Origin of the sequence: Bradyrhizobium sp. 2TAF36 (assembly GCF_052114925.1) — a bacterium.
GTDB classification, from domain to species: Bacteria; Pseudomonadota; Alphaproteobacteria; order Rhizobiales; family Xanthobacteraceae; genus Bradyrhizobium; species Bradyrhizobium barranii.
Genome location: NZ_JBFRFR010000002.1, coordinates 45,544 through 69,407 on the forward strand (window position 1 = coordinate 45,544; position 23,864 = coordinate 69,407).

Below are 23,864 nucleotides of genomic sequence, written 5' to 3' on the forward strand. Positions count from 1 at the left end.
CCCGCGGGCCAAGCAATTGGATATGGGAGTGAACTCGTGACAGCTATTCCTCATGACTACGCGGAGCGGGTCTATGCCGGCGTGCTTGGCAAGCTCATCGGTGTCTACCTCGGCCGGCCCTTCGAGGGCTGGACCTATGAGCGTATCATGAAGGAGCTCGGGCCGATCAACTACTATGTCAACGAGCGTCGTGACGTCGCGTTGCGATCCCATCATCTCGTCGTCACCGACGACGACGTCTCCGGCACGTTTGCGTTTCCCCGCGCGCTTGCCGACAATGGCTATCCGAAGCGTCTCACCTCGAGGCAGATCGGGCAAGCCTGGCTGAACTACATCGTCGAGGAGCGCGCCATCCTGTGGTGGGGTGGCATCGGCAATTCCACCGAGCACACCGCCTATCTGCGGCTGAAGTCCGGTATCCCGGCGCCGCAGAGCGGCTCGATTGCGCTGAACGGCACGACCGTAGCCGAGCAGATCGGTGCGCAAATCTTCATCGACGGCTGGGCGATGGTGAGCCCGGGTAATCCGGAGCAGGCCGCTTATCTGGCCGAGCAGGCCGGGCGCGTGAGCCATGATGGTGAATCCGTGCATGCCGCAAAACTGCTCGCGGCGATGGAGGCGCTGGCCTTCGTCGAGCACGACGTGCAGAAGCTGATCGATGTCGGGCTCGGCTTCGTGCCGAAGGACGCGCTGATCCGGCGCGTCGTCAACGACGTCCGGGAATGGCACGCCGGCGACAACGGCAACGACTGGGAACGGACCCGTGCGCTGATCGCCGAACGTTACGGCTACGACAAATTCCTCGGCAATTGCCATGTCGTGCCCAACCACGCGCTGATCATTCTGGCGACGCTCTACGGCGGGAACAGCTTTCAGGAGGCGATGCGCATCGCCAACACGGCCGGCTGGGATACCGACTGCAATGCCGGCAATGTCGGCTGCCTGTTCGGCATCCGCACCGGACTTGCCGGCCTCGACGCCGGGCCGGACTTCCGCACCCCCATCGCCGACCGCATGTACATCTCGACGGCCGATGGTGGCGCTGCGATCTCCGACGCCGTGATCGAGACGCAGTCGCTGGTCGCGGCCGGGCTTGCGCTCGCCGGTGCGCCGGCGCTGGCGGTCGCCAAGGACGGCGCGCGCTTCAACTTCAACTTTCCGGGCAGCCTGCAGGGCTTCCACGTGAAGGGCGGCTCGCCCGCACGGCTCCACGAGGTCGAGCTCAGCAATGTCGCCGGCCACAGCCGCACTGGGGAGCGGAGTCTGGCGATCGACTTCCGCCGTCTGGCGCCCGGACGCGTGGCACGCGTTGCGAGCCCCACCTTCTTCGACAAGGAGGTGTTTACGATGCCGACCTACCAGCTTGTGGCCTGTCCGACGCTGTATTCGGGGCAACGGGTGGAGTGCCGGATTGAATCGGAAGCGGATAGCGGCACCGTGGCGGTGCGACTGTTTTCCAGCGTCTATGACGAGCACGACGAGCTGATCCAGATCTACGGCGATGCGCAGGAACTGACCGGCGGCTGTCACGCCGTGCTGAGCTGGGAGGTGCCGGAGACCCATGCCTATCCGATCTTCGAGATCGGGGTGGAGATCGAAACGCGCGATCCGCTCGGCGTCGATGGCACGCTCTATCTCGACTATCTGACCTGGGGTGGCGCGCCTGACACCGTGCTGAAACGGCCGGACAACAATCTGAGCACGATGTGGAAGCACGCCTGGGTCAACAATGTCAGCCAGTTCCAGACCCGCTGGGAGGGCCTGCGCGTTACCAATGGCGACGGGCTTGGCTTCATCGCGCAAGGTACGCGCGACTGGAAGGATTATCGCGTAACGTCCGAGATCATGCCGCTGCTGGCGAACGCCTGGGGCCTCGCGGCGCGGGTGCAGGGACGCGAGCGCTATTACGCGCTGATGTTCGACCGTGCCGAGGGCGGCCGCGTCCGTTTGGTCAAGCGCGTGCATGACGAACTCGTGCTCGCCAGCGAACGCTTCGACTGGCAGCTCGACCGGAGATATCGGATTGAGCTGCGCGTGGCCGGAACCGACATCGAAGCCCATGTCGATGGTAAAAAACTCTTCAGCGTTCAGGACACGGGCGATCTCCCATTGACCAGCGGCGCCGTCGCGCTCGTCGTCGACAGCGGATCGATCTCCGCGGAGGAGGTGCGCGTGTCGCCGGCCTAACAGGCCTCACTCCGCCGCGATCGTCATCCCGTAGCCCAGCCGCTTCGAGATCCCACCGGCGCAGTCGCGCAGGGCATGGGCAATGGGGCTGTCCCAGCGCGCATCAAAAGTGCCTTCCGGCCCCATCGCGGTGATCACCAGCGCGACATGGCCGGAATGGTCGAATACCGGTGCCGAGAATGCATTGACGCCGGGCAGGGGATCGCCGAGCGCGCGGGCGAGGCCGTGCTTGCGGACCTCCGTGAGCATCTCGGCGACCTTCGCGCCCTTCACCGCCCGCTTCGGATTGTAGCCGACGCCATGACGGTCGAGGCCGCTCTCGAGCGCGGCGTTGATCGTCTTCTCCGGTAGGAAGGCAGCAAACGCCCGGCCTGTAGCCGTCTCCAGCAGCGCCATGACCGAACCAGCGCGCATCACGATGTGCACGGGCTGGCCGGGCTCCTCCAGTTGCACCACGGTCGGGCCGTGGGTGCCCCAGACCGCGAGCGAGACGGCATGGCCGATCTGGCTCGCGAGGCCTGCGATCTTCGGACGCGCGATCCGCACGCCGGAGAGGCGGCGCAGGCTGATCAGGCCGAGCTCCAGCGCCAGCGCGCCGATCTCGTAGCGGCCGGTGGTCTCGTCCTGCTCGATCAGCCCGATGCGGGAGAAGCTGGCGAGATAGGGATGCGCCTTGGCCGGCGTCATGCCGGCCTCGCGCGCGAGATCGCGCAGCATCATCGGCTCGCCGCATCTCGCGAGCGCGCGAAGCAATTCTCCGCCGACCTCGATCGACTGGATGCCGCGGCTTTCTCTCTTCATGCGTCTCCTGGCGCGTGGCTTACGCCGCGTTGCGCTTGGCGGCGCTGTCGGCGAGATGACGGCCGGCAATGTAGCCGAAGGTCAGCGCCGGCCCAAGCGTGATGCCGGCACCGGGATAATTGCCGCCCATGATGCTCGCCATGTCGTTGCCCGCGGCATAGAGCCCGGGAATCACCCGGCCTTCGGCGTCCAGCGCCCGCGCGTTCTCGTCGGTGACGATGCCGGCATAGGTGCCGAGATCGCCGATCACCATCTTGATGGCGTAGAACGGGCCGTTCTTGATCGGTGCGATGCAGGGATTCGGGCCGTGCATGGCGTCGCCCTGGTAGCGGTTATAGGCTTTTGAACCTTTGCCGAAGGCGGCGTCGTGCCCTTGCGGCGCAGTCGCATTGAACTGCCTGACCGTCTCGGTGAACGCCGTCGCATCGATGCCGGCCTTTGCCGCGAGCGCCTCCAGCGTGTCGCCACGCATGAGATAGCCGGTATCGAGGTGATGACCGAGCGGCATCGGGAACGGCGGCACGCAGCCGAGGCCGTATTTGCGCAGCGTCGGGTGATCGCAGACGAGATACGCCGCAATCTCCTCGCCGGGCTTCGCGGCCTTGATCATGGCCTGGACGAAGTCGTGATAGGAATTGCCCTCATTGGCAAAGCGCTTGCCGTCCCGCATCACCGCGATCACGCCAGGTTTGGCGCGGTCGATGAAATGCGGCATCACGCCGCTCGAACCATCCTTGCGTTTGGTCACCGACACCGGCACCCAGGCCGCCGCGTTCGGCAGGCGATCCTCGACGTGCCCGCCAGCGCTCTCTGCAAGGCGCAGGCCGTCGCCGGTGTTGCCGGTCGGTCCCGGCGAATAGTGCTCATGGCCGGTCGGTGCGTGTGGAAACATCTTCTTGCGGCGTTCGACGTCATGCGGGAAGCCGCCGCAAGCGAGAACGACGCCTTGGCGCGCGCGAATGCGGATCTCGCGTCCTTCGCGAGTCACAATGGCGCCAGTGACCGCGCCGTTCTCGACTATGAGCTCGCGCACCGGCGAGGACAGCCACATCGGAATCTTCAGATCCTGCGCGGATTTTGCGAGGCGCCCGGCGAGCGCGTTGCCGTTGGTCAAGGTCATGCCGCGGCCATACCGCAGCACGTCTATCAGGTGCCGTGACAGGCGCTTGGCGACGTATACCGCCGAGGTCAGCGACTTCGTCACGCGCATGAAATGGATGATCTCCTTGCCGGAGCCGAGCATCATGCCGAACACGGTCAGCTCGGGCAGCGGCATACCCAGCGTCTTGATCTGGTCACCGAGCTCGCGGCCGTCGAACGGGCGCGTCACCATGGAGCGGCCGCCCTGCGCGCCGCCCGGCGCTTCGGCGTGATAGTCGGGAAACACCAGCGGCATGTCGAAGCGCAGCGCGGTCCTGGTGGTGAAGAAATCGACCGCTTCCGGACCCGCACTCAGGAATGCATCGACCCGCGCGGCATCGAAGTTGTTGCCGGCTTCGTGCCGCAAGTAGGTGCGGGCCTGCTCCGGCGTCTCCTCGATGCCGTAGGCCTTCGCCAGCGAGGTGCCGGGGATCCAGAGCCAGCCGCCGGAGCGGGCGGTGGTGCCGCCGAAGCGCGGCTCCTTCTCGACGATCAGCACGTCGAGGCCGCGATAACCCGCGGTGATCGCGGCCGACATGCCGGAGGCACCCGATCCGGCCACGAGCACATCGCACTCGTAAGTCTCAATTGCGTTGCGCTCGTTGCCGGTCATGCGGGCCTCATTTCTTCAGCAGCGGACATTTGGATTCGGAGACCGGGCGGAAGGCGTCCTCACCCTTCACGGTCTTGACGATCTCCAGATAGTCCCACGGCTCCTTGGACTGCTCGGGCGATTTCACCTTGGCGAGATACATGTCGCGGATGACGCGGCCGTCCTCGCGCAATTTTCCGCCATGGACGAAGGTATCCTCGATCGGCAGCTCGCGCATCTTTGCCATCACCTTGGCGGGGTCGTCGGTGCCGGCGGCCTTGATGCCCTTCAGATAATGCAGCACCGAACCGTAGACGCCGGTCTGGATCATGGTCGGCATCACCTTGGTGCGCTCGTAGAATTTCTTCGACCAGGCGCGCGTCGCCTCGTCCATGTTCCAGTAGGACGCCGTTGTCATGTAGGTGCCCTGCGCGGCCTTCAGGCCGACCGCATGCACGTCGGTGTCGAACATCAGGAGACCGACCAGCTTCTGGCCGCCCTGTACCAGGCCGAACTCGCCGGACTGCTTGATGGCGTTGTCGGTGTCCTGGCCGGCATTGGCGAACGCCACCACGTCGGCCTTCGAACTCTGCGCCTGGAGCGCAAAGGAGGAGAAGTCGGCTGTGTTGGTCGGATGCTTCACGCCGCCCAGCACCTTGCCGCCCATCTCGTTGATGAACCGCGTGGCGTCCTTTTCGAGCTGCTGGCCGAAAGCGTAGTCCGCGGTGATGAAGTACCAGGACTTGCCGCCTTCCTTGATCACGGCGGAGGCCGTCACCTTGGACAGCGCGTAGGTATCGTAGGTGAAGTGCACGGTGTTCGGGCTGCACAGCTCGTCGGTGAGCGAGCTCGCGCCGGGGCCGGAGAGCAGCGCGATCTTGTTGCGCTCGCGCACCATGTTGTGCACGGCGATCGCGATGCCGGAGTTGGGGATGTCGACGACGGCGTCGACCTTGCCGTTGTCGAACCAGCCGCGCACGATCTGTACGCCGACGTCGGTTTTCATCTGGTGGTCGGCGCTGATGATCTCGATCGGTTTGCCGAGTACGGTCGGCCCGAATTCCTCGACCGCCATCTTGGCGGCTTCGACCGACCCCGGCCCGCTGTTGTCACGGCCCCAGCTCGACAGATCCRTCAGCACGCCGATCCGCACCGCGTCGTCGGAGACTTGCGCGCGCGCCGCCGTGGTCATGGCAGCCGAAGTCATGGCCGCGAGCAAGGTGCAGGCCAAAAGCCCTCTCATCGTCGATCCCTCTCTTTTATGAGCCGCTTGGCGCGGCCGGTTATCAGTTGGCGGTTAGTTAGATATTAACGAATGAGTTTGTCAATGGCGAATAAGGGGGGTCGATGAGTTCCATGGTCGCCCGGGAGACATTGCCGGAGGCGTGCGCGCAACTGCCGCCACACCCGTCATTGCGAGCGCAGCGAAGCAATCCAGACTTTCTCCGCGGAGGCAGCCTGGATTGCTTCGTCGCAAGAGCTCCTCGCAATGACGGAGTGCGGGAGCAGCGACGCGCAAAATCTCGCATCGTAGTCTCGCACAGAGATCACACCTCCGCAGGTTGCAACCGCCATCGCGATTAGCCATGATGCCGCCAGGAATCTTTTGGGGCAGGGCATGACGGCAGCAACGGGGGTCTCCGCGGCGACGGAGAGATCGACGACGGCGCATGTGGTGTGGGCGAGCGCACTCGGCACCGCGATCGAGTGGTACGATTTCCTGATCTACGGCACGGCAGCTGCACTTGTCTTCAACAAGCTGTTCTTTCCGAGCTTCGATCCCTTCGTCGGAACGCTGGTGGCGTTCTCGACCTATGCGGTTGGCTTCGTGGCGCGTCCGATCGGCGGCGCGATCATCGGGCATTACGGCGACCGGCTCGGCCGCAAGACCATGCTGGTCGCGACCATGATCGCGATGGGGCTCGGCACCTTCCTGATCGGCTGCCTGCCGACTTACAGCCAGATCGGCGTCTGGGCGCCGATCCTGCTCATCATCCTGCGCTTCGTCCAGGGCATCGGGCTCGGGGGCGAATGGAGCGGCGCGGTCGTGATGGTGATCGAGCACGCCGGTGATCGCCGCGGCTTCTACGGCAGCCTAGTTCAGATCGGCTTTCCGGTCGGCGTCGCCGCCTCAACCGGTATCTTCGGCCTGATGACGCAACTGCCCGAGGCGGACTTTTTGAGCTGGGGCTGGCGCGTGCCGTTCCTGATCAGCATCCTGCTCGTCGGCGTCGGCTTCATCGTGCGGCTCAAGCTCGCGGAAACGCCGCATTTCAAGGAAGTCGTCGAGCGCAAGGAAGTGCTGGCGCAGCCGGTGCTGGAGGTGCTGCGCCGCGACTGGCGCAGTTTTCTGCTCGCGATCGGCATCACGGTGTCGGAGGTCGGGCTCGCCTATCTCCTCACCGTCTTCACCGTGGTCTATGCGACGACGAAACTCGGCCTGCCTCGCCAGGTGATCCTGAACGCGGTGGTCTATGCCGCGCTCGTCGAGTTCGCGACGCTGCCGCTCGCCGGCTGGCTCTCCGATATCTTCGGCCGCAGGGCGCTGTATCTCGCCGGCGGGGTGTTCTCGGTGGCGCTGGCGTTTCCGCTGTTCTGGTTCCTCGACACCAGGGAGCCGGCGCTGATCACGTTCGCGCTCGTCGTCACGATGACGCTGACGCACGCCCTGCTGTTCGGGCCGAAGGCGGCGTTCATGCCGGAACTGTTCCGCACCCAGGTGCGCTACAGCGGCGCCTCGCTGGGCGCCAATGTCGCGGCGGCGCTGAGCGGCGGCTTCTCGCCGCTGATCGCAACGGCGCTGCTCGCATGGGCCGGCGCCTACTGGCCGGTGTCGGTCTACATCATCGCGCTGTCGGTCATCACGATCATCGCGACGCTGATGGCGCCGGAGACGGCGCGCGACGCGCTGAAGTCGTAAGGGCCGTCACCGGCAGGCGGGGTTTGCTGCGTCCGGAAACGCCAGGAAGGTGACGGTCGCCGGCACCAGCCGGATCGCCCCCGCAGGTGTTGCGCGCGGCTCAAGTCGGGGCAGTTCGTCGTCGGCACTCAGCGCGAGCGTCTTGCCGTTCAGCTGAACTGTCGCGTCTTGCAGCCGCCTCGCATGTATCGTGTAACGCTCGGCGGGGTGTGACAGCGTCAGGGTCAATGATGCGTGCCGCGACGMGTTGATTGCGAGCATGGACACGGCGCCCCGCATGCCCGGATGGCAATGCGCGTAGAGATGGAGATCTGGCGCGGCGACCGGGTTCGCGTCGAGCACGATCGTTCCCATCAGCCGATGCCAGAGCAGCGCAGCCCAGTAGCTCGGCCGCGGACGGAACGTTCCCTCGTCGAGCAGGCCGTAGTCGCTGGCGGCCAGCGTGTTGTGCATCACCACCTGGACGCCGGCCCTCGCCAGGCGTCCGTGCTGGTCGAGATAGCGGAATGTGTCGAGAAAGGTCTTGTCCGATGGATTGCCGCCGCAGGCGGCGTTTGCCGTCTCCGTCAGCCAGATCGGCTTGCCCGGCTCGAATGCGTCGCGCAGGGCCCGATAGGTCGCGAACGTCGCGTCGGTGCGTGCCAGCCAGTCCGCGGAGAGCGCCTGCGCCGGATCGTCGCGGCCGCCGCAGCGCGGCGAGAGCGTGTTGTAGTGATGATAGGAGAAGCGATCGATGCCGGGGGCGGATGCGGCCAGCAGATCGCGCGTGGTGATGCCCGACCCGGATGGCAACGGCGCGTCGCCGGTTGAACCCGGACCGACGATCAACGTCTCGGGCGCCGCGCGTTGCATCCATTCGCGAAAGATCCTGAAGTCCCGGCCATAAGCGGCCGCATCATATCCCGGCGGTGCGCCGTTCGTCGCCGCAAGCGTCGGCTCGTTCATGAATTCCACCGCCGCGATGTGGCCACCCAGCGAACGCGTCGCGTCGATCAGGCGCTGCGCCTGATCGGTCTTCCACACGCCATCCGCATCGCGGCTGCCCGGACTGATCGCGAAGGAGGTGACGATCTCCGCGTCGACTGCGCGCGCGAAGTCGATGACGTCGCGCCATCGGTTGCGGCTGAGCACGTCATTGAATCCCGGCGGGGGCTTGGCTGGCGCATGGTCCGTGTCGGCAAAGAACGTCGCATTGGCCCAGGTGCCGCTCACGCGCAGATAGGCCGGCGCCAAAGCGGCGGCGAGCTTGCGCAGCCGCGCATTGGCAAGATCGATCGGCGGCCTCTCGCCGTAACGATCCCGCTCATCGAGCGCGCGCATTGTTCGCGGATAAGGCTTCCAGAACCAGCCGCCGGTTACCTCCACCATCTCGATATTGTAGGATTGAAAGCGCGCATCGATCGTCCCGATCGCCTTCAGCTCGGCGGGTGCGATGGAGGCGCCGCCGGCGTGCGCCGCGTCTAACGTTGTGGCAGCGAGCAGGCTCATCAGCAGCATCTGCGGCCGAAGCAGTCCGAAGGCCGACTTGATCCGCGACACGGTCATCTGGTCCGCGGCGCGGGGGCGATGGATTTCCCTCCCGGCCGGCCCTTGCGCACCGAATTCCAGAAATTCTCGGCCGCCCGGGTCATGCGGGCCCGCGTGCGGAACAGCGAGACGCTGATCGGAATGTCCCAATCCGCGCCGCCGGCGCGCAACAGGCGGCCGCTGTCGAGATCGGCGCGGACGAGGCTCATCGGAGCCCACGTCACGCCGCGCCCTTCGCGCGCCATGTCGACCAGCAGCATGACCGGCGCGGCGAAGCCGGGCGCCAGCCACGCCGTCGAATCCTTCGCGGCCAGGAACGAGGTGACGAGCCGCCCCACGCCCGAGCCSGGGTGATAGGCGAGATAGGGCAGCGGCGCGCCCGATGCGCCGGGCAGGGCATAACGAGGCTGTGCCTTTTTGCTGCTGCGTCCACCGCGGCCCGGTTTTGCGGCCGGCGCGCTGATCGGGATCAGCACGTCGGTCGCGAGATCGACGCGCTGGAAGCGGTCCATGTCGAGCCGGCTCACCAGCGTCGGATGGTAGTGCGCCAGCATGAAATGGGCCTGCGCATCCAGAAGTAGCTTCTCGCAGCCGGCGAAATTCGAAGCGACGAGCTGAACGGCCGAGTCGGCCCGCGCGCTGTCGGAGTTGCGAATCCATTCCGGAAAGAAGGTCTGCGACAGTGAATGCGTGGCGGCAAAGGTGATGGTCTCGGCCTTCAGCCGCGCCACTTCGAGCGCTTCCTCGCGTCCGACCAGGACCCGGCGCAGCACGTCCTCCGCGACGGGGCGAAAACTCTCGCCGGCCGGCGTCAGCGTGATCGTGTGGGTCGAACGTTCGAACAGCGGTGTTCCCAGCCACTCCTCGAGCGACCTGATGCGGCGGCTCAGCGCCGGCTGGGTCACATGCCGTCGCTGGGCCGCGCGCGAGAACCCGCCTTCCTCGGCGATGGCAAGGAAATCCTCCAGCCAGACCAGGTCCATGATGCGGTTTTGTCCTCAAATCATACCGATACGGCATTAGCGCCTCGGGCGCTGCTGGTCCAATGTAAACAGCGCAAAACCAGAACAAGGCGCCACTACGCATGGCGCGACGATGCGTTGGAGGAAATCAATTGCAGATCGCCGCAACTCCGCTGTCGGAGCCTATATTGAGCCCGGTTTCCGAACGGCGCCGCAAGCCGCTCTGGCGCGAGCAGTATGTTCTGGTGGTCGCCGGCGCCGCGCTGGGTGCGCTGCTCGGCGCTCTGTTTCCGGCCTTCGCGGTCGAACTCAAGCCGCTCGGCGATGCCTTCATCTCGCTGATCAAGATGACGATCGCGCCGCTGATTTTCCTGGTGGTGGTCACCGGCATCGCGCAGGTCGGTGACATGAAGGCGGTTGGCCGAATCGGCCTCAAGGCCTTTGCCTATTTCGAGGCCGTGACGACGATCTGCCTGTTGATCAGCTTCGTGGTGGTGCGCTGGGTGCAGCCCGGCGCCGGCGTGGCGCATGCCACCGCGCAGCAGGCCGAGACCGTCGCGCGCTATTCGCAGGCTCATGTCGGGTCGCTGTCAGCCTACATCCAGCACATGATCCCGGAGAGTTTTGTCGGCGCGTTCGCGGCCGGCGACGTGCTCCAGGTTCTCGTGCTCGCGCTTCTGTGCGGCATCGGCTTGCTGCTGCTCGGCGAAAAGGCTGCTCCGCTGCGGACGGGCCTTGAGCGGATCACCGAACTCGTCTTCAGCGTCGTGCATGTCGTGGTGGCCTTGGCGCCGATCGGCGCCTTTGGTGCCATGGCTTTCACCGTGGCGAAGTTCGGCGCCGCCACGCTCTATGCGCTGGCGCTATTGGTCGGCACCGCCTGGGCGATGATGGCGTTCTTCATCTTCGTCATTCTCAACGTGATCTGCCGTCTCGCCGGCATCCGCCTGATGGACCTGTTGCGCCTCTTGCGCAACGAGCTGCTCGTCGTGCTCGGCACCTCCTCGTCGGAGACTGCCATCCCCGGCATGATGGAGAAGCTGCCGAAGGCGGGTGTGGGGCGGGCAGTCGCTGGCCTCGTCATTCCCTCCGGCTATTCCTTCAATCTCGATGGTGTCGCGCTGACGCTGCCGCTCTCCACGATGTTCGTCGCCCAGGTCTACGGCATCGAATTGTCGGCCGGCCAGCAATTGAGCCTGTTCGTGGTGATGCTGTTCACCAGCAAAGGCGCCGCGGGCGTCACCGGCGGCGCTTTCGCCGCGCTCGCCGCGACGGTGATCGCCGCGGGGTTGCCGGCGGAGGGACTGGCGCTGCTGCTCGGCATCGACCGCTTCATGTCGCTGGCGCGCGCCATCACCAACACCATCGGCAACGCGGTCGCCGCCATCGTGGTCGCGAAGTGGGATGGAGAATTCAACCGCGAGGACTGGGCCCAGTCCGCCGCTCAAATCCAAGCAGTGAAGTAAGGATCCAAGGCTTTCAATATGGCTACCAACACCAACGAACTGCCCGTCATTGCGCTGACCCCTGGCGACTGTACCGGCATTGGCCCCGAACAGATCGCGCGCATCCTCTCCGACGACCGGCTTGCTGACGCAGCCCGCCTCGTCGTTGTCGGCGATGCCCGCGTGCTCGAGATGGGCATGGCGCATGCCGGCGTGAACCTGAAGGTCGAGCGGATTGCCTCGCCCAAGGCGGCCAATTGGGGCCGCGGCACGGTGCAGCTCGTCGACCTCGGCAACACCGATCCCGCCAAATTCCCGATCGGCAAAGCCAGCGCCGAGTCCGGCCGGCTGACCGGCGAGACGCTGTCGCGCGCGATCGACTTCTCCAAGGCGGGTGAGGTTGACGCCATTACCTTCGCGCCGCTCAACAAGCGCGCGATGTTCGACGGCGGCTGGAAGTTCCCCGACGAGCACAAGATGTTCGCGAGCCTGCTCGGGCATAAGACTTACTTCTCTGAGATGAACGTGCTCGACGGCCAGTGGATGTCGCGCGTCACCGGGCATCAATCGCTGCGCGAGGCGCTCGACGGCATCAATCCGGAGAGCATCACGGACTCGATCGAGCTGGTCGACCGCATGATGCGGAGGGCTGGCGTCGCCAGGCCGCGCATCGCGGTCGCCGCGCTCAATCCGCATGCCGGCGAGAACGGCCTGTTCGGCCGCGACGAGATCGAGATGATCCGACCGACCGTCGAAGCCGCTGCGAAGCGCGGCATTGCGTGCACCGGGCCATATCCCGCTGACACCGTCTATATCCGCGCCTTCGCGGGCGAGTTCGACAGCGTGGTCGCGATGTATCACGACCAGGGCCAGATCGCGACCAAGCTGCGCGGCTTCAACCGCGGTGTCACCGTCACGGCGGGCCTTGAGACCGTCTTCACTACGCCGTCGCATGGCACCGCGTTCGACATCGTCGGCACGGGCGTCGCCAAGACCGGCGCGCTCGAAAGCGCGGTCCGCCTTGCAGCGCAACTGGTATCGATCAAGGTCAAGGAGGCTGCCCATGCAAACTGATCGCAGGACCCTGCTCCAGGCGGCGGCCGCGCTGCCGCTCGCAACCGTCGGCGCCAACGCCGCCTTCGCGCAGACGCCGGCCGCAACGCCCGCAGCAGCGCCACCCAAGGAGGTGACGCGTGCGCTGGCGCATTATCTCGTGACCGCGAGTTATGACGACCTGCCGGCCAATGTGCGCAAGGAAGGCGTGCGCACGCTGCTGAACTGGGTCGGCGTCGCCATCGGCGGATCGCATCACGAGACGGTCGATATCGCGGTCTCGGCGCTCGGTCCGTTCTCCGGGCCGCAGCAGGCCTCGCTGTTCGGGCGGCGCGAGCGGTTCGACATCATGAACGCGGCCTTCATCAACGGTGTGTCGAGCCATATCTTCGACTATGACGACACCCACCTGAAGACGATCATCCATCCTGCCGGTCCCGTGGCGTCGGCCATTCTCGCGCTGTCGGAGATGCAGCCGGTATCGGGCAAGGATTTCCTGAACGCGCTGGTGCTCGGCGTCGAGACCGAGTGCCGGATCGGCAACTCGGTCTATCCGAACCATTACGATGTCGGCTGGCACATCACCGGCACCGCCGGTGTGTTCGGCTCGGCCGCGGCCGTCSGCAAGCTGTTGAAGCTGAACGAGCAGCAGATGACATGGGCGCTCGGACTGGCCGCATCCCAGCCGGTCGGCCTGCGGGAATCCTTCGGCTCGATGAACAAGAGCTTCAATCCAGGCCGTGCCGCATCAAGCGGCATTTTCGCGGCGATCCTGGCCTCGAAGAATTTCACCTCGTCCGACGCCATGATCGAGGCCAAGCGCGGCTGGGCCAACACGATCAGCACCAAGCAGGACTACAACGAGATCCTCGGCGACCTCGGCAAACGCTATGAGGCCGCGCTCAATACCTACAAGCCATTCGCCTGCGGCATCGTCATGCACCCGGCGATCGACGCCGCGATCCAGCTCCGCAACGAGAGCAAGGTGACTGCGGACCAGATCGAGCGCGTCGACCTCAAGGTCCATCCCCTGGTGCTGGAACTCACCGGCAAGAAGACGCCGAAGGCGGGCCTCGAAGGCAAGTTCAGCATCTATCACGCGGTCGCGGTCGCCATCGTCGAGGGCGCCGGCGGCGAGAAGCAGTTCAGCGACCGGGCCGTGACCGATCCGACCGTCGTCGCGCTGCGCGGCAAGGTGAATCCGGTGATCACACCCGGCATCAAGCCGGAGCAGGTCGATCTCACCATCGTGCTCAAGGACGGCCGCAAGCTCAACCGCTACATCGAGCATGCGATCGGCAGCGTCGAGGTGCCGATGACGGACAAGCAGCTCGAAACCAAATTCTCGGACCTTGCAGAGGGTATCATCCCTGCTGCGACGATCCGGCGCGTGATGGACGCCTGCTGGAATGTCGAGAACCTGCCGAACGCGGCGGAGATCGCAAGGATGTCGGTCGCAACCTGACCGCGGAGGAGAACAGCATGCCGTCACGCCGCCGTTTCCTGCAGTCCGCCGGTTCGGTTGCCGCCTTGGTCGCCACCGGCGGCCGTGCGGCTCTCGCGGCGAGCCCAGGTGTCACCGAGCGTCTCGCCCGCTACATGGTCGTCGCGCGCGACCAGGAGCTGCCGGAGCAGGTGCTGCGTGAATGCAAGCACCGCATTCTCGATACGCTCGGCGCGATGGTTTCGGGCTCGCGCATGCGGCCGGGCGAAATGGCGCTGAAATATGTGCGCACCCTCGGCGGCGATGCACAGGCGTCCGTCGTCGGCTCCGATTTCCGGACCACGGCTGTCAACGCGGCGTTGGCGAACGCGATGTGTGCGCATGCCGAYGAGACCGACGATTTCGAGCCCGTCACCAAGGCGCATCCTGGGTGTTCGGTCGTGCCGGCTGCACTCGCGATTGGCGAGCGCGAGCATCGCAGCGGACAGGACGTCATTCGCGCCGTCGCGCTCGGCTACGACCTGACCTGCCGGCTGCTGTTCGCTCTGGGTCCCGACCTCGTCCGCGGTTCGCATCGGAGTGCCGAAGGGACGTCCTCGACGTTTGGCGCGCTCGGGGCCGCCGCATCGCTGGCGCGGCTCGATGAAAAGGGAATGCGCTACGCGATCTCCTATTCGTCGCAGCAGGTGTCCGGCCTGTGGAGCTGGGTGAAGGATCACGATCACATCGAGAAGGCGTTCGACTTTGCCGGCATGGGGGCCCGCAACGGCGTCATGGCGGTCGACATGGTGAAAGCGGGCCTCACCGGCGTCGACGACGTGCTCGATGGCACCCACAATCTCTTCATCGCGCTGTCGACCGATCCGAAGCCGGAAGAGATGGTGAAGGATCTCGGCAAGCGCTTCTATGTCACGGAGACGGCGATCAAGACATTTTCGGTCGGCTATCCCATCCAGTCGCCCCTGGATGCAATGCTGACGTTGCGCAAGCAGCACAGCCTCACGCCAGATAATGTGCGTAATATTCTAGTCAAGCTGCCGACCGATGCGATGGGAATTGTGGGCGAGAGCGCGATGCCAGACGTCAACTGCCAGCATCTCGCGGCTGTCGCGCTGGTCAAGGGCGCCGTGTCGTTCAATGACAGTCACGACGTCGCGTTGATGCATGATCCAAAGATCCTGGAGCAGCGCGCCAAGGTGACGCTGGCCGGCGACAAGGCGCTGATGGACCCGGCGGCGCCGCGCGGTGCTGTCGTCGAGGTGACATTGACCGATGGCAGGAAGGTCGAGCACTTCACGAAGTATCCGCCGGGCACCAAGGAGAATCCGCTGAGCACGGAAGCAGTGGCGGCCAAGACGCGGGATCTGATTGCACCGGTATTGGGCAGTGACAGGGCCGAGAGGCTGATCGACCAGATCGGCAATCTCGAACGGCTTGACGACGTCGGCAAGTTGAGGCCATTGCTGACGGCGTGATGAATCAATCAACAACAAGACAAACATCAAGGAAGTGCCCATGCGCGGGGTTATGCGACGCACCTTTGTGGCCGCCTGTGCGGCCGTTCTGTTCTCCGGCTTCGCGGTAGCGCAGGATTATCCCTCCCGACCCGTCAAGATCATCGTGCCGTTCCCGGCCGGTGGGTCCAACGACATCATCGCCCGCATCGTCGCGCAGAAGCTGACCGAGCGGAACGGCCAGACCTTCCTCGTTGAGAACCGCGGCGGCGCCGGTGGCAATATCGGCGCCGAGACGGTCGCGAGCGCAGAGCCCGATGGCTACACCCTGCTGCTGACCGCGCCGCCTCCACTGACGATCAACGGCTCCCTCTACAAAAAGCTACCGTTCGATCCGGCCAAGGCCTTTGCGCCGGTGGCGCTGATCGCCTCGGTGCCGATTGTGCTGGTCGTCAATCCGTCGGTGCAGGCGAAGAACGTGGGTGAGCTGATCGCGCTGGCCAAGGCGAAGCCCGGCTCGCTCAATTTCGGCTCGTCCGGCATCGGCTCGACGAATCATCTGGCGGGCGAATTGCTCAAGAGCATGGCCGGCGTGGACATCGTCCACGTGCCCTATCGCGGCGCCGCGCCAGCGATGAACGATCTGCTCGCGGGCCAGATCCCCTTCATGTTCGACAACATGCCGGCGGTGCTGCCGCAGGTGCAGGGCAGGGCCATCAATGCGATCGCGGTTGCTGGTACCAAGCGTGCGGAAGCACTGCCCGACGTGCCGACCGTGGCCGACACCATTCCCGGCTTCGAGGCTTCGTCCTGGTTTGGGCTGGTGGCGCCGGCCAAGACGCCAGCACCCGCGCTCGCCAAGCTGAGCGGCGAGCTCGAGACCATTCTGAAGATGCCCGACGTCAAGAAGCGGCTTGCCGAGCTTGGCGCCGAGCCCGGCGCGGTGTTTGGGCCGGCGTTCGGGCAGTTCATGGCGGACGAAACCACGAAGTGGGGCAAGCTCGTCAAGGCGTCCGGCGCCACAGTGGATTAGGGTAGCGTCATGGATCTCAATCTGGGCGGCAAGGTTGCCGTCGTTACCGGCGGCAGCATCGGTATCGGCCGCGCGATCGCCGCCGAACTCGCGCGCGAGCAGGCGCATGTCGTCATCGTCGCCCGCGATGCCGAGCGGCTTTCGGCGTCAGCACAGGAAATGTCGCGGGACACCGGCCGGCGTGTGATCGCCTGTGCCGGCGACATGACCAAGCCCGACGACATCGCGCGAGCGATGACCACCGCGCGCGAGGCCTTCGGCCGCATCGATATCCTCGTCAACAACGCCGGCGCCTCTCCGATGGGCCGGATCGCGGAGACGCCGGATGCGACCTGGGCCAAATCGATCGAGCTGAAGCTGCTCGGCTACATGCGCTGTGCGCGCAATGTCCTGCCGGAAATGCGCGACCGCCGCTGGGGCCGCGTCATCAACATCATCGGCCGCAGCGGCCACCAGCCGCGCGCGGCCTATATGGCGGGCGGCGYGGTCAACGCGGCGCTGCTGAACTTCACGCTGGCGCTCGCCGAGGAATGCGCGCCCGACAATGTGCTGGTCACCGGCGTCAATCCCGGACCGGTGCAGACCGACCGCTGGGACAGCCTCATCTCTCAAGGTGCGGCGATCGCCGGGCAAGATCAGGGCGCGACCAATGCTGCGGCGATCGCCTCGGTTCCGCTCGGCCGCGTCGGGCAGCCGCACGAGGTGTCCGGCATCGTCGCGTTCCTCTGTTCAGACCGCGCGTCCTTCATTACTGGTACCTGCATCAATGTCGATGGCGGCGGAACGAGGTGTATCTGATGGGTAGCGAACTGCGGAAGATCGGTGTCARCGAGGATTGCGAGCTTGCGGTTCGCATCGATGATTATCTGCTGCCATGGGACGTCAAACCGCCGGTCGTGATGCTGCACGGGCTCGCCGAGAGCGGCGAGGCGTTCCGGCGCTGGGTGCCCTATTTCGCCACGCATCACCTCGTGGTGCGCCCGGATCTGCGCGGCTACGGCGATTCGACGCCGATGCAGGGCGATTATGTCTATCGCTTCGCAGGCCTTGGCGACGACATCATCCGGATGCTGGACGTGCTGAAGCTCGATCGCGTTTTCCTGGTTGGCGGCAAGATCGGCGGCACCCTGGCGATGCACCTGACCGCAAAACACCCGGATCGCGTGATCGCAGTCGCCGCGGTCGGTGCGCCGGCCTCGCTCACCTCGTTCAACGAGCGGGCGCCGACCTGGCGCAAGCAGATCCGCGAGCAGGGCGTCGAGCCCTGGGTGCGCGAGACCACGGCCGGCCGGCTCGGCTCGTCGCTGCCGCCGGCGGCGCTGGACTGGTGGATCAAGCTGATGTCGAAGACCAAGGCTTCGACGCTGGAGGCGTTTTTGCAGATGGTGCCGACGGTCGATGTCACCGGCGAGCTTCCGTCCATCAAGCGCCCGGCGCTGGTGATCACCACGACCGGCTCCGGTCTCGGCGACGTCGCCTCCGTGAAGGCATGGCAGGAAACGATTCCAGGCTCGAAGCTGGAAGTGCTACCGGGCGATTCCTATCACGTCGCCGCGACTGACCCGGACGCGTGCGCGCAAAAAGTTCGCGCGTTCTTCGATCGCGTCGCGACTTAAGACGTACAGGGCGGGCCATTGGCCCGCCCCGCATTTGGCTCTAAGACTACCGTTCGACAAGAAACGGCAAATATCAGGGAGTGAAGCCATGACAAAAACCACGCGACGCAGCGTGCTCACGGCCGCAGCCGCGATGACAGCGGCAGGCCTTACTGAGGCGGCGCCGGCCGCCGCGCAGGCCGGACCGAAGCCGATCTTCCCGGTGCCGATGGTCACGATTCCGATCGTCGGCGAGACCCAGGTGTTCCAGGTCCGCCGCATCTACTGCATCGGCCGCAACTATGCCGCGCACGCGATCGAGCGCGGGTCGGATCCGAACCGCGAGCCACCCTTCTTCTTCCAGAAGCCGACGGACGCGATCCAGAACGTCGCGATCGGCGAGGTTGCCGACCACCCCTATCCGTCGCTGACCAAGAACTATCATCACGAGGTCGAGCTGGTCGCCGCGCTGAAATCGGGAGGCATCAGCATCCCGGCCGACAAGGCGCTCGATCACGTCTATGGCTACGCGCTCGGCCTCGACATGACCCGGCGCGATCTCCAGAACGGCATGGCCGCGGAGAAGAAGCCCTGGGAGATCGGCAAGAGCTTTGACCACGCCGCGGTGATCGGCCCTATCCACCCCGTGAGCAAAACCGGCCACTTCGAGAAGGGCGCCATTTCGCTCGCGATCAACGGCACGGTGAAACAGAACTCGGATCTCAGCAAGATGATCTGGAGCGTTGCCGAGCAGATCGCAAAGCTCTCCGAAGCGTTCGAGCTGAAGGCCGGCGACGTCATCTATTCCGGCACGCCGGAGAATGTCGGCCCGGTGGTGAAGGGCGACGTTCTGCTGTGCAAGCTCGAGGGCCTGCCGGATATGTCGATCAAGATCGTGTAGTTCTTTACCTCTCCCCGTAAGAACGGGGGCGAGGGAGCGCGCCGTCAGCTTGTCGACGGATTGTCCAATCTTGGAGGCGCTAAATGTTGCGGCGTGGTCTGATTGCTGCGTTGGGCTTGGTCTTCATCATGACCTCCATTCCCAGCTCGAAAGCCGAAGGCCCCGTCGACATCGCGCCGACGGGAGCGCTCCGCGTGGCGGTGGCCGTCGGCCCGGCCGCGTCGGCGTTCTGGACGACGCRCGATCCATCGACCGGAAAACCGCGCGGCGTTACGGTCGAACTCGCCAAGGCTGCCGCTGACAAGCTGCACGTTCCGCTTCAGCTCGTCGAATACCCGAGCTCCGACGAGATCGCCGCCGCCGGCAGCAAGGACGTCTGGGATCTCTCTTTCATGCCGGCGGACGTCAAGCGCGAGCAGTTCGTGGACCAAGGGCCCGCTTACGTCGCCTATATGAGCGGCTATCTCACCCGCGCCGGATCGGACATCCGGATCGTTGCGGATGTCGATCGCGCCGGCATGCGGGTCGGCTGTATCGAAGGGACATCGACGTCACGCACGGTCGAAAAATCCTTGAAGCAGGCGAAGCTGACAAAGTTCGTGAAGCCGGAAGAGGCGGCCGAATTGATCGGCAAGGGGCAGCTCGATGCTCTCGCCATGGGAATGGGAGCCTTGGAAGACCTTTCGCGAAAGCTGCCCGGAACCAAGGTGCTGGATGAGGTGATCCAGTCGACCGGCGTGGTCGTGGTCGTTCCCAAGGGCAAGGCCGTGGCGAAGACCTGGGCGGCGCGCTTCCTGGATGAAGCCAAGATAGACGGCACCGTGCGTCGTGCGCTCGATGGTAATGGATTTACCAGCGACAAGATCGCGCCGTGATCTGGCCCCGCTGGAACCGCGAGTGGCGGCGGAGGTCTTTGAATTGCCGGAGTTCCATCGGCCATTGCCCCGTGTTGGGCAACGAACAAACCTCGTGCGGCCATATTTGAGTAAGAGTGATCTCCCGAGAGGGAGGCGCTTGCGATGAAGAAAGTTCTGATCACTGCGGTCGTGCTGCTGGCTGGCGTGCCTGCGAGCGCCGTTGCGCAGGAGCGCGCTGGTGCTGCGGCGATAGGCGCCGTGTCCGGGGCCGTCGTGCTCGGTCCGGTCGGTGCGGTCGCGGGTGCAGTGATTGGCTATACCGCCGGTCCTTCAATCGCGAGGTCATGGGGCGTGAGAGGTTCGCGGTCGGCAAGACACCAGCAGCCGCCACGCCGCGAGGCGTACCGCGCAGCCGCAACCGGCGCTCCGCCGAGCGCACGTGAGGCGATGAATGCCAACGGCCAGATCAGAGCCGCCAGCAATCCGAATCCGCCGGCTCAAGCCGCGCCTCCGGTGCAGCCAGTTCAAGCTGCCCCGGCTCCGCCGGCGGAGACTTCGACCCCGCCCGTTCAGGGACTCGAATGAGGCTCCGGCTTTAGGCCGCGGTCGTCTTCGGCCGCAGCCGGTCGACGGTCCGTGCGATCAGCGCGGCCACCTCCGGCACTTTTGGACCAATGCGAAATTCCGGCCCTGCGACGACGACCGAGAGCCGGCGATCACCGATCGGCAGCGGGATCGCCGCGCCGGCGAGATCGCGGCTGTAATCGGCAAAGCTCTGGCAATAGCCGCGCGCGATCGAATTGCGCAGCTCGATCTCGACGGCCTCGATGCTGATCGGCGTCGACGGGCCGTATTGCTTGAACTCGATCTTACGATAGACGGAGTCGCGCTCTTCCTGTGAATATTGCAGCAGCAGCGCGCGGCCGCTGGCGGTGGCGTGGATCGGAACGCGGTGCCCGATGGTCGCGAAATAGCGGATCGCGGCCTGGGATTCGACGACGTCGATGAACACCGCCATGACGCCCGCCGGCGCCACAATCGATGCGGTCTCGCCGGTCTCCGCCGAGAGATCTGCGATCAGCTGATGCGTCCACGGCGGCAGCGGCTCGACCTCGGAGATCATCCGCGCCATCGCCAGCCAGCGCGGCGTCGGATAGAAACCGGCGCGCGGCCGCGGCTCATAGAGGTACCCCTTCTCCGACAGCGTCGCGAGCAGGTTGAAGGTCGACGAGCGCGGCCAGCCGAAATGATCGGCGATCTCAGCAAGCGTCGCCGGCTTCCTCGTTTGCGCGAAGAATTCCATGATCTCCAGGACGTTTGCGGCTTGGCGAACGATCATGGTGGCGGCGTTCCGATCTAGGTCTGGCCGAGGATCTTCTTCGCGGCGCGAAGATGCGGCTTGTCGATCATCTGGCCGTCGAGCCGCAGCGTGCCGGAGTTCGGATTGCTCGCGAATGCGGCGATCACTTTTTCCGCCCAGGTGCGCTCAGCCTCGGTCGGCTCGAACGCCGCGTTGACGACGTCGACATGTTTCGGGTGGATCAGCGCCTTCGCCGAAAACCCGTCGCGCCGCGCGGCGCGCGTTTCCTGCTCGAGGCCGGCGAGATTGTCGATGTCAGTATAGACGGTGTCGATCGGCGCGACCTCGGCCGCGGCCGCGGCCATCAGGCAAAGATCGCGCGCGAGGCGGTAGGGGCTGTGGAACACGCCGCCTGCGGCCTTTTCCGTGGCGCCGAGCGAAGCCGAGAGATCCTCCGCACCCCACATCAATCCGGCGAGGCGGGGGGAGCAGCCCTTGTAGCTGCCGAGGCCGAAGATCGAGCTGGCTGTCTCCGTCGCGACGCAGACGATGCGCGTCGCGCCGACGGTGATGCCGGCCGCGGCTTCCAAGGCTTCGAGCCAGGTTGCAACCTGGCGCACGTCATCGCCGCCTTGCGATTTCGGCAGAACGATGCCGTCGGGCTTGCCGGGCATCACCGCGGCGAGATCGGTGAGCGTCAGGCCGGTGTCGAGCGCGTTGACGCGGACATAGAGCTGATGCGGGCCGGGGCGGCCCTTCAGCATCGCAAGCGTCAGGGTGCGCGCCTCCGGCTTCTTGTCGGTGACGACGGAATCCTCGAGATCGATGATCAGCGCGTCGGCCTTGCCTTCGCTCGCCTTCTCGAATTTGCGCGGGGAATCCCCCGGCACGAACAGCATCGAACGCATCAGACCGGCCTCTTGTGCATCATCGCCATGCGGCGGCATTTGCCGACGATCTCGTCGTTCTGGTTCAAGGCGTGGTGCTCGAACTCGACGATACCCGCTCTCGGGCGCGATTTGGATTCCCTCAACGAAAGCACCTTCGTCGTCGCCCGCAAGGTGTCGCCATGGAAGACCGGTTTTGGAAACGTGACGTCGGTCATGCCGAGATTGGCAACAGTGGTCCCCATGGTCGTATCATAGACCGTCATGCCGATCATGATGCCGAGGGTGTAAAGGCTGTTGAAAATGCGCTGGCCGAACTCGGTCTTTTCAGCGAAATGCGCGTCGATATGCAGCGGCTGCGGGTTGAGCGTCAGCAGGCTGAACATGGTGTTGTCCATCTCCGTGACGGTCCGGGTCAGCGGATGCCTGAACTCCTGGCCCACAGAAAAGTCCTCGAAATAAAGCCCGGCCATCGCGGTTTCCTCCCTGTATAGCTGCGATTCTGGCCAGCGCTGCCGTTAGGGCGGCGCGGCCAGGTGAACTGCTTTTTGCTCTGCGAGCTGCTCGATCTCGTCGGTCGAGAAGCCGGCCTCGCGCAAAATGTCGCGGCCATGCTGGCCGAGCGTCGGTGCGGGGCCGGCGGCTTCCGGCTGGGTTACGCTCCAGGTGGAGGGCACGCGCATCTGGCGGATCCGGCCTTCCACGGGATGATCCACCGTCCTGAAGAAGTCGATCGCATTGAGATGCGGATCGTCGAGGATCGTCTCCAGCGTGTGCATCGGCATCACCGGAATGTCGGCGCGCTCGAGCAGATCGCGCCATTCTGCGGTGGTGCGTGTGAGGAAGATGTGGCCGATCTCCTCGTAGATCTCGTCGATGTGCTTCGTCCGCGCGGCGTGGTTGGCGAAGCGCGGCTGATCGAGGAAATGCGGCTGTCCGATCGCCTCGAAGAAGCTGCGCCAGTGCTTGTCGTTGTAGATGAGGACGCAGAGATAGCCGTCACTGGTCTTGTAGGGGCGGCGATAGCGCGACAGCAGGCGGGCATAGCCGCCATGGTCGAGCGGCGGATCGTAGGTGAGGCCGCCCAGATGATCGACCAGCACGAACTCCGTCATCGATTCGAACATCGGCACGTCGATGCGTTGGCCAACGCCGGTGCGGCTCTGATGCATCAGCCCGCCCATGATCGCATTGACCAACATCAGGCCGACGATGCGGTCGGCGATGGTGACGGGGACGTAGCGCGGCGTGCCGTCGCCGGCCGCCGCAAGCAGCGTCGGAATCGTGGCGGCGCCCTGGATGAGATCGTCATAGGCGGGCTTTGCGGCATAGGGCCCGGACTGGCCGTAGCCGAACGCGCCGACATAGATGAGCGCGGGGTTGATCTCGCGAAGTGTCTCGTAGTCGAGGCCGAGCCGCGCCATTGCCTGTGGGCGCACGTTGTAGACGAGCGCGTTGGCGTGCTTCGCCAGCCGCAGCAAGGTGTCGCGGCCTTCCGTCTTCTTCAGGTCGAGCACGATGCTGCGCTTGCCGCGATTGGCATTGAGGAACATCCCGCCCATGCCGGGCGTGCGGCCGGGACCGATCTGGCGAACGATGTCGCCCTCAGGGCTTTCGACCTTGATCACGTCGGCGCCCATGTCCGCCAGCACCTGGGTGCCGTAGGGGCCCATCAGCACCGAGGTCAGGTCGAGAATGGTGAAGCCGGCGAGCGGTCCCATGAGGCCTCGTTGGATAAATTCATATACGTGAAGTTAGAGTTCATA

General features: G+C 65.2%; 20 protein-coding genes and 1 pseudogene. 12 read left to right on the forward strand and 9 right to left on the reverse strand.

Features of this window, described 5'->3' with window-relative positions; translation table 11 throughout:
* Nucleotides 1–36 precede the first annotated feature (36 nt).
* The gene (locus tag AB4Z51_RS01385; protein ID WP_135214841.1) at nucleotides 37–2,187 is read left to right on the forward strand and encodes an ADP-ribosylglycohydrolase family protein; all 2,151 of its coding nucleotides are present in this window, start codon (nucleotides 37–39) and stop codon (nucleotides 2,185–2,187) included.
* A gap of 6 nt (nucleotides 2,188–2,193) precedes the next feature.
* Here the strand turns inward: AB4Z51_RS01385 and AB4Z51_RS01390 are convergent, their stop codons facing one another.
* From AB4Z51_RS01390 to AB4Z51_RS01400, 3 genes are read right to left on the reverse strand one after another with little or no spacing between them, the layout of a single operon-like run.
* Nucleotides 2,194–2,988, reverse strand: a complete 795-nt coding sequence (locus AB4Z51_RS01390) for an IclR family transcriptional regulator (protein WP_085405267.1) — start codon at nucleotides 2,986–2,988, stop codon at nucleotides 2,194–2,196.
* A 19-nt stretch (nucleotides 2,989–3,007) separates the two neighbouring features.
* A complete protein-coding gene (locus AB4Z51_RS01395; RefSeq protein ID WP_085405266.1) occupies nucleotides 3,008–4,741 on the reverse strand; it encodes an FAD-dependent oxidoreductase in 1,734 nt (577 codons plus the stop codon).
* 7 nt (nucleotides 4,742–4,748) lie between these two features.
* Nucleotides 4,749–5,963, reverse strand: coding sequence for an ABC transporter substrate-binding protein (locus tag AB4Z51_RS01400; protein ID WP_441496892.1), 1,215 nt, complete (start codon nucleotides 5,961–5,963; stop codon nucleotides 4,749–4,751).
* A 375-nt stretch (nucleotides 5,964–6,338) separates the two neighbouring features.
* Between AB4Z51_RS01400 and AB4Z51_RS01405 the strand changes: the two genes are divergently transcribed.
* Nucleotides 6,339–7,640 carry an MFS transporter gene (locus AB4Z51_RS01405; protein ID WP_085405264.1) on the forward strand — a complete coding sequence of 434 codons (1,302 nt, stop codon included), beginning with the start codon at nucleotides 6,339–6,341 and terminating at the stop codon, nucleotides 7,638–7,640.
* A 6-nt stretch (nucleotides 7,641–7,646) separates the two neighbouring features.
* Here the strand turns inward: AB4Z51_RS01405 and AB4Z51_RS01410 are convergent, their stop codons facing one another.
* Both AB4Z51_RS01410 and AB4Z51_RS01415 read right to left on the reverse strand, forming a co-directional pair.
* Complete coding sequence (locus AB4Z51_RS01410; RefSeq protein ID WP_441496893.1) at nucleotides 7,647–9,185, reverse strand: hypothetical protein; 1,539 nt, start codon at nucleotides 9,183–9,185, stop codon at nucleotides 7,647–7,649.
* Nucleotides 9,182–10,150: a LysR family transcriptional regulator gene (locus AB4Z51_RS01415; protein ID WP_085405262.1), complete on the reverse strand. Its 969-nt coding sequence runs from the start codon at nucleotides 10,148–10,150 to the stop codon at nucleotides 9,182–9,184. The genes AB4Z51_RS01410 and AB4Z51_RS01415 overlap by 4 nt, the downstream gene beginning before the upstream one ends.
* Before the next feature lie 167 nt (nucleotides 10,151–10,317).
* On the opposite strand from AB4Z51_RS01415, the gene AB4Z51_RS01420 reads away from it, so the two are divergent.
* The 10 genes from AB4Z51_RS01420 to AB4Z51_RS01465 all read left to right on the forward strand — a co-directional run bounded on the left by AB4Z51_RS01420 (nucleotide 10,318) and on the right by AB4Z51_RS01465 (nucleotide 20,496).
* The gene (locus AB4Z51_RS01420; protein ID WP_244623167.1) at nucleotides 10,318–11,595 is read left to right on the forward strand and encodes a cation:dicarboxylate symporter family transporter; all 1,278 of its coding nucleotides are present in this window, start codon (nucleotides 10,318–10,320) and stop codon (nucleotides 11,593–11,595) included.
* Between the two features lie 18 nt (nucleotides 11,596–11,613).
* Nucleotides 11,614–12,648 carry a PdxA family dehydrogenase gene (locus tag AB4Z51_RS01425; protein WP_085405260.1) on the forward strand — a complete coding sequence of 345 codons (1,035 nt, stop codon included), beginning with the start codon at nucleotides 11,614–11,616 and terminating at the stop codon, nucleotides 12,646–12,648.
* A complete protein-coding gene (locus AB4Z51_RS01430) occupies nucleotides 12,638–14,092 on the forward strand; it encodes an MmgE/PrpD family protein (protein ID WP_441496894.1) in 1,455 nt (484 codons plus the stop codon). The genes AB4Z51_RS01425 and AB4Z51_RS01430 overlap by 11 nt, the downstream gene beginning before the upstream one ends.
* Nucleotides 14,093–14,109: 17 nt before the next feature.
* Entirely contained in the window at nucleotides 14,110–15,546 is a 1,437-nt protein-coding gene (locus AB4Z51_RS01435; RefSeq protein ID WP_085405258.1) for an MmgE/PrpD family protein, read from the forward strand.
* 40 nt (nucleotides 15,547–15,586) lie between these two features.
* Complete coding sequence (locus AB4Z51_RS01440; RefSeq protein WP_441496895.1) at nucleotides 15,587–16,558, forward strand: Bug family tripartite tricarboxylate transporter substrate binding protein; 972 nt, start codon at nucleotides 15,587–15,589, stop codon at nucleotides 16,556–16,558.
* A 9-nt stretch (nucleotides 16,559–16,567) separates the two neighbouring features.
* A complete protein-coding gene (locus AB4Z51_RS01445; RefSeq protein WP_441496896.1) occupies nucleotides 16,568–17,356 on the forward strand; it encodes an SDR family oxidoreductase in 789 nt (262 codons plus the stop codon).
* Complete coding sequence (locus AB4Z51_RS01450; RefSeq protein ID WP_441496897.1) at nucleotides 17,356–18,174, forward strand: alpha/beta fold hydrolase; 819 nt, start codon at nucleotides 17,356–17,358, stop codon at nucleotides 18,172–18,174. The genes AB4Z51_RS01445 and AB4Z51_RS01450 overlap by 1 nt, the downstream gene beginning before the upstream one ends.
* 88 nt (nucleotides 18,175–18,262) lie before the next feature.
* Nucleotides 18,263–19,054, forward strand: a complete 792-nt coding sequence (locus tag AB4Z51_RS01455; protein ID WP_085405254.1) for a fumarylacetoacetate hydrolase family protein — start codon at nucleotides 18,263–18,265, stop codon at nucleotides 19,052–19,054.
* 83 nt (nucleotides 19,055–19,137) lie between these two features.
* On the forward strand, nucleotides 19,138–19,929 hold the full coding sequence (locus AB4Z51_RS01460; protein ID WP_441496898.1) for a transporter substrate-binding domain-containing protein: 792 nt from the start codon (nucleotides 19,138–19,140) through the stop codon (nucleotides 19,927–19,929).
* A 144-nt stretch (nucleotides 19,930–20,073) separates the two neighbouring features.
* A complete protein-coding gene (locus AB4Z51_RS01465) occupies nucleotides 20,074–20,496 on the forward strand; it encodes a hypothetical protein (protein ID WP_135214837.1) in 423 nt (140 codons plus the stop codon).
* A 10-nt stretch (nucleotides 20,497–20,506) separates the two neighbouring features.
* Here AB4Z51_RS01465 and AB4Z51_RS01470 read toward each other — a convergent pair whose 3' ends face one another.
* The 4 genes and pseudogenes from AB4Z51_RS01470 to AB4Z51_RS01485 all read right to left on the reverse strand — a co-directional run bounded on the left by AB4Z51_RS01470 (nucleotide 20,507) and on the right by AB4Z51_RS01485 (nucleotide 23,819).
* Nucleotides 20,507–21,250 carry an IclR family transcriptional regulator gene (locus AB4Z51_RS01470; protein WP_063981375.1) on the reverse strand — a complete coding sequence of 248 codons (744 nt, stop codon included), beginning with the start codon at nucleotides 21,248–21,250 and terminating at the stop codon, nucleotides 20,507–20,509.
* Between the two features lie 17 nt (nucleotides 21,251–21,267).
* Nucleotides 21,268–22,119, reverse strand: a complete 852-nt coding sequence (locus AB4Z51_RS01475) for an HpcH/HpaI aldolase/citrate lyase family protein (protein ID WP_085405322.1) — start codon at nucleotides 22,117–22,119, stop codon at nucleotides 21,268–21,270.
* Nucleotides 22,119–22,586 (reverse strand): annotated as a pseudogene (locus AB4Z51_RS01480) (MaoC family dehydratase); the annotation flags it as partial. The gene AB4Z51_RS01475 and the pseudogene AB4Z51_RS01480, both read right to left, overlap by 1 nt.
* 30 nt (nucleotides 22,587–22,616) lie before the next feature.
* Nucleotides 22,617–23,819: a CaiB/BaiF CoA transferase family protein gene (locus tag AB4Z51_RS01485; RefSeq protein WP_085405251.1), complete on the reverse strand. Its 1,203-nt coding sequence runs from the start codon at nucleotides 23,817–23,819 to the stop codon at nucleotides 22,617–22,619.
* Nucleotides 23,820–23,864: the final 45 nt, after the last annotated feature.